Origin of the sequence: Natrinema halophilum (genome assembly GCF_013402815.2) — an archaeon.
Taxonomy (GTDB): domain Archaea; phylum Halobacteriota; class Halobacteria; order Halobacteriales; family Natrialbaceae; genus Natrinema; species Natrinema halophilum.
In genome coordinates this window covers 2,123,435-2,137,109 of the sequence record NZ_CP058601.1, presented here as the reverse complement: position 1 = coordinate 2,137,109, position 13,675 = coordinate 2,123,435, and the positions used below count along the sequence as shown (strand labels likewise).

Annotated in this window: 15 protein-coding genes and 1 pseudogene; 10 read left to right on the top strand and 6 right to left on the bottom strand. The window is 61.8% G+C overall.

Going from position 1 to position 13,675, the window contains the following annotated elements; all coding sequences use genetic code 11:
- Nucleotides 1–159 precede the first annotated feature (159 nt).
- Complete coding sequence (locus tag HYG82_RS31180; protein ID WP_179260954.1) at nucleotides 160–945, bottom strand: acetoacetate decarboxylase family protein; 786 nt, start codon at nucleotides 943–945, stop codon at nucleotides 160–162.
- A 100-nt stretch (nucleotides 946–1,045) separates the two neighbouring features.
- Here HYG82_RS31180 and HYG82_RS31175 point away from each other — a divergent pair, with 100 nt between their 5' ends.
- A complete protein-coding gene (locus HYG82_RS31175; RefSeq protein ID WP_179260953.1) occupies nucleotides 1,046–1,750 on the top strand; it encodes a DUF1405 domain-containing protein in 705 nt (234 codons plus the stop codon).
- Nucleotides 1,751–1,820: 70 nt separating this feature from the next.
- On the opposite strand, the gene HYG82_RS31170 is transcribed toward HYG82_RS31175, so the two are convergent.
- A complete protein-coding gene (locus tag HYG82_RS31170; protein WP_179260952.1) occupies nucleotides 1,821–2,174 on the bottom strand; it encodes a DUF7344 domain-containing protein in 354 nt (117 codons plus the stop codon).
- 330 nt (nucleotides 2,175–2,504) lie between these two features.
- On the bottom strand, nucleotides 2,505–5,171 hold the full coding sequence (locus HYG82_RS31165; protein WP_179264456.1) for a valine--tRNA ligase: 2,667 nt from the start codon (nucleotides 5,169–5,171) through the stop codon (nucleotides 2,505–2,507).
- Nucleotides 5,172–5,736: 565 nt separating this feature from the next.
- Here HYG82_RS31165 and HYG82_RS31160 point away from each other — a divergent pair.
- The 3 genes and pseudogenes from HYG82_RS31160 to HYG82_RS44610 all read left to right on the top strand — a co-directional run.
- On the top strand, nucleotides 5,737–6,063 hold the full coding sequence (locus HYG82_RS31160) for a hypothetical protein (protein ID WP_179260951.1): 327 nt from the start codon (nucleotides 5,737–5,739) through the stop codon (nucleotides 6,061–6,063).
- 63 nt (nucleotides 6,064–6,126) lie between these two features.
- Nucleotides 6,127–6,951 (top strand): MBL fold metallo-hydrolase, encoded by an 825-nt coding sequence (locus tag HYG82_RS31155; RefSeq protein WP_179260950.1) that lies wholly within the window; start codon nucleotides 6,127–6,129, stop codon nucleotides 6,949–6,951.
- A gap of 3 nt (nucleotides 6,952–6,954) precedes the next feature.
- A pseudogene (locus HYG82_RS44610) lies at nucleotides 6,955–7,131 on the top strand (hypothetical protein); the annotation flags it as partial.
- A gap of 93 nt (nucleotides 7,132–7,224) precedes the next feature.
- On the opposite strand, the gene HYG82_RS31145 reads toward HYG82_RS44610, so the two are convergent.
- On the bottom strand, nucleotides 7,225–8,229 hold the full coding sequence (locus HYG82_RS31145) for a DUF5787 family protein (RefSeq protein ID WP_179260949.1): 1,005 nt from the start codon (nucleotides 8,227–8,229) through the stop codon (nucleotides 7,225–7,227).
- A gap of 149 nt (nucleotides 8,230–8,378) precedes the next feature.
- Here HYG82_RS31145 and HYG82_RS31140 point away from each other — a divergent pair, with 149 nt between their 5' ends.
- From HYG82_RS31140 to HYG82_RS31115, 6 genes are all read left to right on the top strand, one after another.
- Nucleotides 8,379–9,611: a translation initiation factor IF-2 subunit gamma gene (locus HYG82_RS31140; RefSeq protein WP_179260948.1), complete on the top strand. Its 1,233-nt coding sequence runs from the start codon at nucleotides 8,379–8,381 to the stop codon at nucleotides 9,609–9,611.
- 3 nt (nucleotides 9,612–9,614) lie between these two features.
- Nucleotides 9,615–10,007: a type II toxin-antitoxin system VapC family toxin gene (locus HYG82_RS31135; RefSeq protein WP_179260947.1), complete on the top strand. Its 393-nt coding sequence runs from the start codon at nucleotides 9,615–9,617 to the stop codon at nucleotides 10,005–10,007.
- The gene (locus tag HYG82_RS31130) at nucleotides 10,008–10,577 is read left to right on the top strand and encodes a DNA-directed RNA polymerase (RefSeq protein WP_179260946.1); all 570 of its coding nucleotides are present in this window, start codon (nucleotides 10,008–10,010) and stop codon (nucleotides 10,575–10,577) included.
- 2 nt (nucleotides 10,578–10,579) lie between these two features.
- Nucleotides 10,580–10,777 carry a transcription elongation factor subunit Spt4 gene (gene spt4, locus HYG82_RS31125; protein WP_179260945.1) on the top strand — a complete coding sequence of 66 codons (198 nt, stop codon included), beginning with the start codon at nucleotides 10,580–10,582 and terminating at the stop codon, nucleotides 10,775–10,777.
- A 5-nt stretch (nucleotides 10,778–10,782) separates the two neighbouring features.
- Nucleotides 10,783–11,388 (top strand): GTP-dependent dephospho-CoA kinase family protein, encoded by a 606-nt coding sequence (locus HYG82_RS31120; RefSeq protein WP_235217878.1) that lies wholly within the window; start codon nucleotides 10,783–10,785, stop codon nucleotides 11,386–11,388.
- Nucleotides 11,389–11,952: 564 nt separating this feature from the next.
- Nucleotides 11,953–12,606 carry a helix-turn-helix domain-containing protein gene (locus tag HYG82_RS31115; protein WP_179260944.1) on the top strand — a complete coding sequence of 218 codons (654 nt, stop codon included), beginning with the start codon at nucleotides 11,953–11,955 and terminating at the stop codon, nucleotides 12,604–12,606.
- On the opposite strand, the gene HYG82_RS31110 is transcribed toward HYG82_RS31115, so the two are convergent.
- Together HYG82_RS31110 and HYG82_RS31105 are read right to left on the bottom strand one after the other, a co-directional pair.
- Nucleotides 12,598–13,038 (bottom strand): DUF6114 domain-containing protein, encoded by a 441-nt coding sequence (locus tag HYG82_RS31110; protein ID WP_179260943.1) that lies wholly within the window; start codon nucleotides 13,036–13,038, stop codon nucleotides 12,598–12,600. The genes HYG82_RS31115 and HYG82_RS31110 overlap by 9 nt on opposite strands.
- A 10-nt stretch (nucleotides 13,039–13,048) precedes the next feature.
- On the bottom strand, nucleotides 13,049–13,657 hold the full coding sequence (locus HYG82_RS31105) for a hypothetical protein (RefSeq protein ID WP_179260942.1): 609 nt from the start codon (nucleotides 13,655–13,657) through the stop codon (nucleotides 13,049–13,051).
- Between the last annotated feature and the right edge of the window lie 18 nt (nucleotides 13,658–13,675).

Below are 13,675 nucleotides of genomic sequence, written 5' to 3'. Positions count from 1 at the left end.
CCGGCCGCGGTGGCCGATACCGGACGGGAACGGATCGCTCGCTGTGGATTGGGAGCAACAACACGTGTCCGAGACCGTCAATCGTCGAAACCCCTGTCCGTCGGTGGTCCGGACGCGTCAGTCGGTTATATCCCGAATGCAGTCGGGATTCCCGCGTCTTCAGGCGCGGGAGGATGTCAACCGCTCCCCCTCGAGCAGGCGGGCCCGGACCTGCGAGCCGTACACTCGACCGAGTGGGCGTTGCCACAGTCCGAGTTCCCGTCGAACGCTCGGCGCGATGTCGATGCGCGTGCCGATTGACGGGCCGAGCCCGATCGATACGTCGCCACGAACGGTAGCCCTCGCTCGAAGCAGGTCGCCATCTTTCGTCGTGTAACTGTGCATCGTCCAGTCGCGCGCTCGAGTCGTTATTCGAGGGCGGGAAACCTCGAGCCGAACGGTCTCGGTACCGCCGTACCGCCCACCACCGACGACGGTGCGGAGACCGTCGGGCCCGTCAGTCACCGTCATGTCGACCCGTTCTTTGGGGTATCCCCAGATTTCACGACCGAGCGAGACCGACTCTTCGGTCGTAACGGGGAGCCAGTGGACGAACCCGCCGACCGTTCCGTCCGCGAGCTGTGCCAGTGGGACGGTCGTTCGGCTCCCGTAAACGGCCGGGACGATGACGGCGAACTCGTCGTAGGCCTCGAAGCCCGATCGATCCCGGTTCCCACCGCCGACCCGATGGTATTGGATGCCGACGAGCGCGACGCAGCCCACACCGGGTGCGATAGCGACCGAAGACAGACCGTCCGGCAGGGCCGTCTCGAGTCGGCTACGGCGAGCCGGAACGGCAACGCCGCCCATCGTGAACGACAACTCGAGCGGCAGTTCGACGACGTGACCCGTCGAGAGCTGGGTTCGCGTTCGTTCGTCGACCGGGGTCGTGGTCGGCGTGGACATGGCTGGCGCTACGACCACCATGTTCGTAGTGGTACGGGTTCGCTGACGACTGGAGACGCAACCGCTACTGTTTTGCGGATTCCGTCCGTCGCGCCGGACGATGACCGCGTCGACTCGGATGGCAGACCGCGAAGGGGCCGATCGTCCATCGCTTCCGGCGTATCTCGCGCCCGTGCCGCGCAGGCTCGAGGACCTGGGACTGCGATTCGCATGGCTCGTGGTCGCGATCAACCTGGCGGGAACGGCGTTCGGATTCTGGTACTACGGCGCCCAACTGGCCCAGACGACCGTCGTGATGTGGCCCTGGGTTCCGGACAGTCCGCTCGCGACGCTGTTCGTCGCGCTGGCGATCGCGGCATGGAAAGTGGGACGTGAACAGCCGTGGCTGACCGCGCTCGCCTTCTTCGGGAACGTCGTCCTGGGGCTGTGGACTCCCTACACGTTGCTCGTGTTCGCCGATTCCTACAGCTATCTCCCCGTGTGGATGTACAACTTCCTGTTCTGGAGCCACCTCGCGATGGTCGTTCAGGCCCTGGTCCTCTATCGGATCAGCGACTTTCCGGTGTGGGCCGTCGCCGTGGCTTCCGTCTGGTACGGGAGTAACCTGGTCGTCGACTATTTCGTTCCCTTCGTGGGCGACCCACACCACACGATGATCCCCGTCTCGCGGGAGACCCCGATGTTCCTCGGAGCCGACGCGCTCGGCGTGATCGCCGTCGGCGAAGTGACGTTCGTCCTTCTCGCGCTATTTCTCGCGCTTGCGATCCGTGTCAAAAAGTGCGAAGCGGCCCGGAGCGTACCGTAGCCGACGACGCGAACGGATCTGTTCGCAGTCTCGCCTTCGGTTCCCGCATCGGCGTCGGCGGTGTCTCCGGCTACAGGTCGGTAACGAACGCGAGTTCGAGATATGGGTCGAGCGTACTCGCTGCGGCCCGGCGCTCGACTGTCCCAGCGTTCGTATCGTATCGTAACACGTTCGAATCGACGAGCTTTCGGAGGTGGTTGTGGTGAAACTCGACGCCAATTTGATCGATGCGTTCGCGGGTTGGCTGTCCCTCACGGTGGGCGATCCGGTCGACGAGTTCCTCGACACTCACGGCTCCTACTTTTCGCGACAGGTAATACAGCGCGTACCGACGCTGCTCTTCCAGTAAGAGTTCGAACACCGTGTCCGGGGGGAGCGTGGCTTCGGTTCCAGTAGCGTCACCGTCTGTGATGTCTGTCTTCATCGGCGCTCTGTACTCGGCTTACGCGGCAGCGGGCGGCATATCAGCTCGAATCGACTTCGGCAGAGCACAGCCACTGATTGGTCGATGTGGTCATAGTCTTTCTGAAAGCCTCGATATATCCAACATATATCGGCCTGAGTATCCGAATGGGCAGAAGTAGTGCGGTACTCGCTAGAGCCGTGGTCAGACGGCCATCGAAATCGCCCCTGACCAGTCTGCGATCGAGCACGATATCTCCGGCCGAGACCCGAACGAGAGACAACTGCAGAAAGGACGGAACGTCTATATCCCACCGCTTGGGAAACCGCGGCGTTCACGCCGCGGAGGATGTCATTCGACGATAACGACCGCCGATTCGGTCTCGATCATCTCACCCTCGCCCGAGTAGGCTCGCTCGAGTTCGACCTCGAACAGATCGTCCGCGAGTTCCTCGCCGGCCACCCGGAGCACGCCGTCCTCATCGTCGATCTCGTACTCGCCGCGTTCGATTCCAGCGTCGATCTCGCCGACTTTCGAGCCGAACGTCGGCCCGAGCGTCGAGTAGTCGAGGTCGATCGACGCGACCTCGGTCGTGATCTCTGGGGGCTCTTCGAGCACGGTGAGATCCGCGACGTGCATCACGTGCTGGATCGCGTCTTCGAAGCCCTCGATCGGCCCGAAGATTGCCACCGACTCGAGGTCAGCGTTCAGCGGTAGTTGGTTCTCGCTCTTGTAGCGCCGCAGCGCGGAGATGACCTCCATCGCTGTCTCGCCGGCCTCGAGATCGGCCTCGTGGCCTTCGGGCTCGGGCCAGTCGCGGGTGTGGATGCTGTCGAGCGCTCCGTCGGCGGTCGCGTAGGTCGCCTGCCAGATCTCCTCCGTCGCGTGGGGGAGAAACGGTGCCCACAGCTCGAGGAACGTGCGGTGGGCCGTCCGCAGCGCGTACTGCGTCGACGGCTCGTCCTCGCGGGTCTTTGCGATCTCGAGGTAGTCGTCGCAGAACGTGTTCCAGAAGAACGTCCGCAGGCGGTCGCGGGCCTTCGCGAATTCGTAGGCCTCGAGATGGTCCGTCAGGTCTGCGACGGCGGCGTCGAGTTCCGCGAGCAACCAGCGGTCGATCGCCTCCAGGTCGTCTGGTTCGTCGGGATCGGCGGGCGCGAGCGTGTCGACGAGTTTCGACGCGTTCCACAGTTTGCGCAGGAGCTTCTCGCCGGCGGTGAGATCCTTCTCCTGGTACGGGAAGTCGTCGCCGACGGCGGCGCTGGCAGCCCAGAACCGTACGGCGTCGACGGGATACTCCGCGAGCACCTCGTCGGGTTCGACGACGTTGCCCCGCGATTTGGACATCTTTTCCCGGTTCTCGTCCAGAACGTGGCCGTTGATCATCGTCGCGTCGAAGGGCACCTCGCCGGTGTGCTCGTAGCACTTGACGATGGTGTGGAAGAGCCAGAACGAGATGATGTCGTGGCCCTGCGGGCGCAGATCGAACGGGTAGAGTTCGGGATTGTCCATCGTGAACTCCTCGCTCTCTTCGTCCCAGTCCCAGCCCGCGTTGATCAGGGGCGTCAACGATGAGGTCGCCCACGTGTCGAAGACGTCCTCTTCGGCTTCGAATCCGTCGTGACCACACTCGGGACAGCTCTCGACGGGCGGGTCGTCCGAAAGCGGGTCGACAGGTAGCTCCTCCCGGTGGGCCATGATCGGATGGTCGCAGTCCTCACAGTACCAGACCGGAAACGGAATACCCGAGTCGCGCTGGCGCGAGATCAGCCAGTCCCACTCGAGCCCCTCGATCCAGTGGCGGTACCGGGTAAACATCTTCTCGGGGTACCAGTCCATCTCCCGGCCGGCCTCGAGGTACTCCTCCTTGTGGTCCAGGATCTCGACGTACCACTGCTTGGAGACGCGGTATTCGACGGGGGTGTCACACCGTTCGTGGACCTGGACGGCGTGGGAAATTTCCCAGCGGTCGCGGAGGTAGCCCGCCTCGTCCAGATCCTCGACGATGGCCTCGCGGGCTTCCTCGGTTGACAGTCCCTCGTAGTCGCCGGCGAGGTCGGTCATCGTCGCGGACTCGTCGATAGCGACGCGCAGCGGCAGGTCGTGGGCCTGGTACCACTCGATGTCCTTTTGATCGCCGAAGGTACAGCACATGACGATCCCGCTGCCTTTCTCCATGTCGACGCGCTCGTCTTCGATGATCGGCACCTCGTGGCCGAAGATCGGAATCCGAGCCGTTTCGCCGACGAGATCCTGGTTGTCGTCGTCGTCCGGGTGGACGAAGACGGAGACGCAGGCCGGAATGAGTTCTGGTCGCGTCGTGGAGATGAGAAACTCGTCTCGAGGGGCGTCTTCTCCGACGAGCTCGAACGCGATGTCGTTGAAGTGAGAACCGCGCTCTTCGTCTTCCATTTCGACCTGTGAGATCGCCGTTTCGCACTCGGGACACCAGATCGCGGGCGCTTTCTTGCGGTACTCTCGGCCCTTCTCGTAGAGGTCGAGGAAAGAGAGCTGCGAGATGCGCTGCACGCGCGGTTCGATCGTCTTGTACGTGTTGTCCCAGTCGATCGAACACCCCAGCCCCTGCATCTTGCGGGTGAAGTCGTCCTCGTATTCCGAACAGACCTCGCGGCAGAGTTCCTGGAACTCGCGGCGTTCGTACTCCTGATGGCGGATGTCCAGTTCCTTTTCGGTCAGTCGCTCGCTCGCGATTCCGTTGTCGTCGTAGCCGAAGGGAAAGAGCACGTCGCCGTCGTGCATGCGCTGGAACCGCGCCGCAAAGTCCTGCAGCGTGTGTCCGTATAGATGGCCCATGTGAAGGCTCCCCGAGACCGTCGGCGGCGGCGTGTCGATCGCGTAGACCGTGTTCGGGTCCCGCTCTTCGTCGCCCTCGTACGCGTAGACGCCTTCGTCGATCCAGCGTTGTTGCCAGTTCGACTCGACCGTTTCGGGGTCGTATCCGCCCTCGAGACTCGGCTCGCGCCGTTCGGCGTCCGCATTCTGTTCGGGGGAGTCCATGCTCATGCTCTCACCGCCCGTCGCGGGCGTCGTCGGTGCGTCGTCGAACTGTTGGGTTGATTATCGTCCATAGAGCGGTCGTTGTACTGTGAATGCTGGTCGGCGACAATACATCCGTCGAAACGGGGTGGGGACTCCGGGGCGACAGGCCCGATCTGGGCGGACGTAAGTCAACGGTCGAGTCGACCGAATCGGTGGTCGAACCCCCGTGAATCGTTACGTCCGCCCGGATACGAAAACGGTGCCACGCCGGCCGTCGTGGCGAACGAACGCGGCCGCGACGGTATCTGACATATCCGTCACTTGGCCCGGCAAGCGTGATAGCCCTTTCGTCGTGGCGCCGACGAGCGCTGGAAACGTCGCCTCGAGACGGTGGGGGCGAGACGCAATCCCTCGCGGACGGCCAGTGGTCTTCGTCTCGAGCGTTCGCAAGGTCTTCGTTTCGAGCGTTCGCAACCTTCTTTCTCTGTCCGATAGCGTGACCGTCCGCCGATGAACGACGAGGCGGCGATCGGTATCAGTCGCAGGGAACGCCCTTTATATGAGGCCTTCTAATCACACTCCTATGAGTGATGACCCGCAACGAGGCGATGCCGCGGACGTATTCGCCAGCCGGGCACAGGAGACATACGGCGAGTCGATTCGTCACCTCGTCGTTTTCGGGGACGCGACACGGGGTGACGATCGAAGCGTCCATACCGCTGTCGAGGTGCTATTGGTTCTCGATGACGACGTGGAGTGCGAGCGGGAACTCAAGCGCCTCGCCGAAACGGTCGGCCTCGAACACGGGGTCGTGTTTTCGGTCAACGTCTTGCCGGCTCATCGATTCGAAGCGAACGAGGAGCACCCGTTCATCCGAACGGCGTTCGAAGAAGGGCGAGCGTATGTGTAGTGGCGACAGCTTCGAATCGGCGGTTCGTCGATCGAGCGGAGCCGTCGGAGGGACGACGTAGCGATGCGGGTCACCCTGCTCGGAACCGGCGACACGACCGGGACGCCGACCGTCGGCTGCGACTGTGACACCTGTCGCGCCGCTCGAGAGCGCGATATCGAGCGCACGCGATTTTCGGTTCACGTCGAAAACGAACGCACCGGCGAATCGCTTCTGGTCGACTTCAGCCCCGACTTCCGGTATCAGTTTCTCCGGGACGGCGTGTCGCTGCCCGACGCCGCCGTCGTCACGCACATTCACTTCGATCATCTCGACGGTCTCGGGAACGTCTTTCGAATCTTCGACGACATCGAGGTGTATGCAGCCGACGAGACGGACCCCGAAACCGGAAAGAGCGTCGCCGAGACGGTTCGGGACGACTACCACTACCTCGATCCCGTTACCGTCCGACCGACGACGCCGCTCGAACCCATTCGGTGTTGCGGGTTCGACGTGACGCTGGTTCCGGTCGACCACCCACCGCTGGTCTGTTACGGCCTCGCGATCGAAGATCCCGAGACAGGTGCGAAGCTCTCGCTGTCGGGTGATACGAGCTACGACGTGCCACGAGTCTCTCGTGACGTCCTTGCCGACGCCGACTTGCTGCTGGCCGATGGAATCGTTCCCGCCAACCTCTGTGAACACCATCCCCTCGGTGGTCGTCACGAAGACGCAGACGGCGTCCCTCAAACGTTCGGAACGAAGCACATGACCCGAGAGGGAGCGCTCGCGCTAGCTGACGATTTGAACGCCGCTCAGACGCGGCTCGTCCACGTCGCCCACTACTATCCGGCCGACGAGGCGTTCGAAGAGCCGCTGGCGATCGACGGCGAGGAGTACGTTCTCTAGCCGGTGGTACCGCCCGCGTTCGCGTCGTCCGTTCGTCGAACCTGCTGTTACTCAACTCCCACGTCTGCAAGCCAGCTAGTAATCACGGCGAAGCCCGTTCTGATCGGATATGCAAGCAGCGGCGCCCCCGTTAACAGCGGTGTTTCCGGGCTGGACGACATCTTGAACGGCGGGCTCGTCTCCGGGCGGTTGTATCTAGTCTACGGCCAGCCAGGACGGGGAAAACGCTCCACGGGATGCACTTTGCGGGGATCGAACGGTCCCCGTCACCGATCAGCCGAATTGGTCCAGTCCCGACTGTCGTCGCCGTTTCCCGTCCGGATCAGCGCGCCACAGCGTTCGTCGATCGCGTTCGGCCTTGAGATCGGCCTCGTCGACGTCGATCACCGCAGGCTCGTAGCCCGGACACGACGGACCACACTCCGTTGCAGCGTCGACGACTCGGTCCTTCCAGTCGCAGCGGGGAAGCGTCGCGCCGCTCGAGTCGTCCGCACGACAGGCGCCACAGCCGGGGAAATCGAAGGTTCGCCAGCCTTTGCCGTAGGCTCGTTCGGCGAGTCGTCGGCGGGCAAGCGTTTTCGCCTCGGCATCGACGACGGCAATCTCGCTTCGGCCGGGTTGGAACGCGAGCGGCTCGATTCCAGCCTCGTCGACGGGGAGAGACATCGGTTCGCGAACTACCTCGATCTCGAGGTCGGCGCCCGCGTCGCTCTCGTTGCGGTGGACGCGCCAAACGCCGATCTCCTCCGGGAGTCGATTCAGATGCGCGCCCGTCACATGGCTTTCGGTCGCGAGTATCGCTTCGTCGACCAGCGCGAGGCTGGCGTCCGTCCGTAGCTGGGACGCGAGGTCGCCCGGCCGGCCGAGATCGGGTTTGTTCTCGATGCCGACGATTCGATCGAACCAGTCCGGGTAGCGCGCGACCTGCCGGACGTAGTCTCGACCCGCGTCTGCGCTCGCTTCGTGGTCGCGTTCGAAGAAGCCGATCTCGAGGGCCCGATCGACGGCCTGTCTCGCGCGGTCGGGGTGGCAGTCGAAGGCATCTTTCCAGTAGCGCGCCCGTCCGGTGCCGACGGCGGATTCGATGGCGGCGTCGGGAATCGATGCGCCCGTGATCGCGACACGGTCGTCGAACTGTGGTCCCGGTTCGACGCAGAGAACGTCCAGAATCCGCCCGCCTGGATCGGCGACGCCTGCGCCCAGTTGACGGGCGACGATATCGGCGCGGCGCGCCTCGAGGTGGGCACACAGCTCGAGTTCGAACGCGAATTCGGACACGGTACCGGTGAGGAGCGAGAGCGAAATAAGTCATCGGACTCGTCGAGCAGGTCGGCAGTGACTCCGTGCCGAATCGCGAGAGGCGAGGATAGCTCGCAACCTTTATCAAGCGCACAGCGGAACCACTACCTAAGATTACTCATCGTCTTATGGTAGGAAATCGACAACCGGAGGTGAACATCGGGCTCGTCGGTCACGTCGACCACGGCAAGACGACGCTGGTGCAAGCCCTCAGCGGCTCGTGGACTGATCAGCACTCGGAAGAGATGAAACGCGGCATCTCCATCAGGCTCGGCTATGCCGACGCGACGTTCCGCTACTGCGAAGACGCAGACGAACCCGAATGTTACACCGTCGAGGAGGAGTGTCCGGACGGCTCGGAAAGCGAGCCGCTGCGGACCGTTTCGTTCGTCGACGCCCCTGGGCACGAAACCCTGATGGCGACGATGCTCTCCGGCGCGTCGTTGATGGACGGCGCCGTTCTCGTCGTTAGTGCCAACGAACCCGTTCCCCAACCCCAGACTGAGGAACACCTGATGGCGCTCGACATCATCGGAATCGACAACATCGTCATCGCCCAGAACAAGGTCGACCTCGTCGACTCCGACACCGCTCGAAACAACTACGACCAGATACAGGAGTTCGTCGCAGGGACGGTTGCAGAAGACGCACCCATCGTCCCCATCTCGGCCGGCCAGGAGGTCAACCTCGATCTGCTTATCCAGGCTATCGAGGAGGAAATACCGACACCGGATCGGGATCCCGACGACGACCCTCGCATGCACGTGGCTCGAAGTTTCGACATCAACAAACCCGGGACGACCGCCGACGACCTCGCCGGTGGCGTCCTCGGCGGTAGCCTGGTGCAGGGCGAACTCGAGGTCGGCGACGAGATAGAGATCCGTCCCGGACGAGAAGTCGAGGAAGGTGGGCGGACCGAGTACGTCCCGATAGAGACGACCATCCGGTCGCTCCAGGCCGGTGGCGAGACGGCCGACACCGTCACACCGGGCGGTCTGCTCGGCGTCGGCACCGGACTCGATCCCTCGCTGACGAAGGGCGACGCTCTCGCGGGCCGAATGGCGGGCCCGCCGGGATCGCTCCCACCGACGTGGAACGAGTTCACCATGGACGTCGACCTGCTCGAGCGGGTCGTCGGCGCCGAAACCGGCGAGACGGTCGACGAAATCAGCACCGGCGAGCCGCTCATGATGACCGTCGGCACGGCCACGACCGTCGGGTCCGTCACCAGCGCTCGCAGCGGCGAGTGTGAGGTTCGACTCAAACGCCCGGTCGCGGCCGAGCCAGGAACGAAAATCGCAATCAACCGTCGAATCGGCGCACGGTGGCGACTGATCGGTCTGGGAACGCTCACGGAGTAAGGCATGGGAGAGCGGACGCGAGTTGCTCTCGATACGAGCGCGCTCATGATGCCAGTCGAACTCGACGTTCGGCTGTTCGAAGAACTCGAGCGACTCCTCGATTCGTTCGATCCGACGATCCCACAGGCTGTCATGGAGGAATTACGTCGCCTGTCCGAGAAAGGAGGACAGGAGGGGACGGCCGCGAACGTCGGTCACGATCTGGCGACCGAACGCTGTCTCGTCGTCGATACGGAGGCATCGTACGCCGACGACGCGCTGGTCGAACTCGCACGCGAAGGAAACGTCGACTACGTCGTCACGAACGACCGCCCGCTTCGCGACCGGATTCTCGAGGCGAGGATACCGGTAATTGCATTACGCGGGAGAAACAAGTTAGCGATCACTCAACCATAGATGTACAAACGGGTTAGACTGAAGGACACAGTGGAAGTACCGCCGGAAGAACTCGGTGACGTCTCACCGAATCTGGTCAAGCGACTGCTCCAGGACAAACTCGAGGGGCGCATGGACGAGGAAGTCGGGAGCGTCGTTTCGGTCACCGACGTTCACGATATCGGTGAAGGGACGGTGCTGCCGAACCGGCCAGGCGTCTACTACGAGGCCGAGTTCGACGCGGTGACGTTCGATCCGCAGATGCAGGAAGTCGTCGACGGGACCGTCGTCGAAGTCGTCGAATTCGGCGCGTTCGTCGGCATCGGTCCCGTCGATGGACTGTTGCACGTCTCACAGATCAGTGACGAGTATCTCGCATACGACGGCGAGAACCAGCGACTCGCCTCGAACGAGTCCGCCCGTGCGCTCGGCGTCGACGACGCTGTCCGGGCCCGTATCGTCACCAAGAGCATAGACGAGCGCAACCCGCGCGACTCCAAGATCGGGCTCACTGCAAAACAGCCCGGCCTCGGAAAGCACGGGTGGCTCGAGGACGAACGCGAAAAACGCGAAGCGACCGCAGGTGAATAAGTATGGCATCCGATCGTCTCGTCTGTCGCGAATGTCACCGGGTCAACGATCCAGACGCAGAGACCTGTGAGGCCTGCAACTCCTCGTCGCTGACCGAAGACTGGGCAGGCTACGTCAGCATCGCTCATCCCCAGGACAGCGAAATCGCAACGGAGATGCAGATAACCGAACCAGGAGCGTACGCCCTGAAGGTCCGCTGACGCACGTGACTCGCGATACCGACCAGCCTTCAGACCGCACCGACGAGGACGAACAGCTACTGGTCTTACCTGACGAACTCCGGCACGAACTCAAGGAACCGATGGGTCCGATCGAAACCGATGCAGGCCGGCTCCTTGCGGACGTCGACGGACCGTTGATTGCCGTCGGCGATGTCGTTACCTACCACTTGCTGCAGGCAGGCCGACAACCGGATGTCGCGCTCGTCGACGAACGAACCAAACGCGAGGCGGTCGACGAGGAGATTCGCCGAACCGTCACCGAAGATACGACCATCGAGGCCGTCAATCCGCCGGCAGGAATATCCGAAAACGTCATCGAGGCCTTGATCGAGGGACTTTCTAGCGACGAACCGACGACGATTCTCGTCGAAGGGGAGGAAGACCTGATGGCACTTCCGGCTATCGTCGTCGCACCCAACGGTGCAAGCGTCGTCTACGGCCAGCCTGACGAGGGGATGGTTCACGTAACGATCACAGACGACCACCGGGCGGACGTCCGATCGTTGCTCGATCGCTTCGAGGGCGATACGGAACGGTTCTGGACGCTGCTCGAGTCAGTCGACACCGACGCGTCAAGCACCAACGGCTAACGTCGCGAACTCGCCAGCGGTTCTCTCTTCCGGCAGATGGTCGGGGACAACGTCACTCGCTATGTATTACCCGCTCTGGTGTAAGCGGCAAACGAAATCGAGATCGTATCCGATCGACGATATCGCTCTCATGACCGCGTTGTGATCGTACTCGCCAACCCCGCAGGGTTATTTAAACCACATGTCATACGCGGAATAATACTTTTGTAGAAAGTTGAAGAGACTGTATCTGTGATACAAAGGCTGGACGGGGAACCAGTAGGCAGGGATAGTCACACCGAGTTATAGGGGGCAACCACGATCAGGACCAACCCTGCGATGCGTAGCAACGTTGCTCACAACGCTCGAGACACCCCAACCGATGAAACAGTCGAGACCCATGATAGACGAAACGGCGCTGACTACGTGTAGTGAACAACCAACCTCCGGCACAGTTCGGTACGAAACGGACAGTACGACGACACCGGGTGATCCGAGACCGCTCGATAGAACGACGTCGGGTGGTTCGATACGCCTCGATGAGGCAGATCAGTCCGGACGCCGCGTCCATATTTGGTTCGAACAATGAGATACGTCCGTCTCGAACTAACGCCACCGTCCGGTGCCATCCACCCTGTCGGCCACAGACTTGCATCCGTATCCGGCCTCGAGCGGGCCGAAATCGTCTACGTCGATTCGTTCCCGGATGGTACCGGTGTTCTCCTGTATCGACTCCGCGGTGATGGCGAGAACGTCGACTCGCAAATTGAAACCCATCAACTCGTCCTCGAATGCGATCTCTTCGAGGGAACGAACGAGACCGTTTACTGTTACCTGTATGTCAACTCGGGGGAGCCGGCCTCCACACTCATGTCGCTCGTCGGTCAGGACGGGCTGATCGTCGAGACGCCGATCGAGTTTACCGGGCCCAATTCGCTACGTTTGACGGTCGCGGGAAAAGAAGAGATGATCCAGCACGCATACCAGGCGATACCCGAACAGTTCGACTGCGAGATCATCAAGACTGGCGAGTACGATCCGATGTGCAAATGGTCAGTCTTCGACCTGACCACACGGCAAAAGGAGGTGCTTCGAACGGCGGTCGAGATCGGCTACTACGACGTTCCAAAGCAGGCTACACATCGTGATATTGCGAACGAACTCGATTGTGCAACGAGCACCGTCGATGAACACCTCCGAAAGGCGGAATCGACCGTCTTTTTGTCGTTGTTACGATAAAGCGTCGATGACGTCGCGACAGTGAGTCCGGATTCTGGACAGCATAGATTCGGTATCCGACGATGGATCTTTGGTTGCGGCAGTGGTGGGAACCCATGCAATACAGAGTGACCCGCCCACCATTCCGAGAATCGTCCCGAGTCCGAACCCTCCAAGTGCGCCGACTATCGAGACGATCGCAAACAGAGTTCCGACGACGCCGAACCGACTCGCGTACGCCGGCCGAACGAGCGAAAAGACGCCCGATACTGTGACGATGCCGGCAGATAGCAATCCGACGAGGACGAAGCGTGTCGAGACCATTCCAAACCGGAACACGAAGGTAAGTGGAACGATAGCGATGATCAGACCGGCGAGCGCGAGCATCGTTCCACCCCAGAACGGACGATCACGCCGCCACTCGGCGAACCGAACGCGGTAGTCCGTGCTCATCGATAGTTCTTTACGAATCGATACTCGCAGAACGATTCACTTCTCGACAGGTATTGCCTGTATCTCCGTTTCTCGAGTCGCTCGGGTTCGGTTTGACGCTGACCCCCACGTCGTCGAGAGAGAGATGGGCAATGTACTGGGTTTCGGTCTGGATCGTTCCGTCTTCGATGGTGATGTTCTGCGACGAGATCTGCATTCGGTCGCTGGTCGTGTTGTATTCGACGACTTGTTCACCCTCGAACGAAAGATTTCCCCCCAGGTTCGTAAACCGTTGATTGAGCCCCTGGAATTGCACGTTCTCTGCTTCTATCGAGACTCTGACTCTGTGATCCGTGACCGGCATTTCGAGGTCTTTGAACAGATGGAGACCCTCTATCGTTCCGTTGTTGATTCGTGTCTCACTGACGGGATACTCGCCACAGCCGTCGCGACTCTGCAGCGTGGAATACTGAGTAAACCCGTCACCATCGAGCTCGTCGAACGCAACTGTAAAACCGTTGGCGTCGGTCATCGGGATGGCGACAGTGACGCCGGTGGAGACGAGGCCCGCAAAGACACTGATCAATAGGACGTTCGCGACGAGAAACGCGGTGATAAATCGTTTGCGATCAATTGGCACGGGTGCGAGGAAATTCAA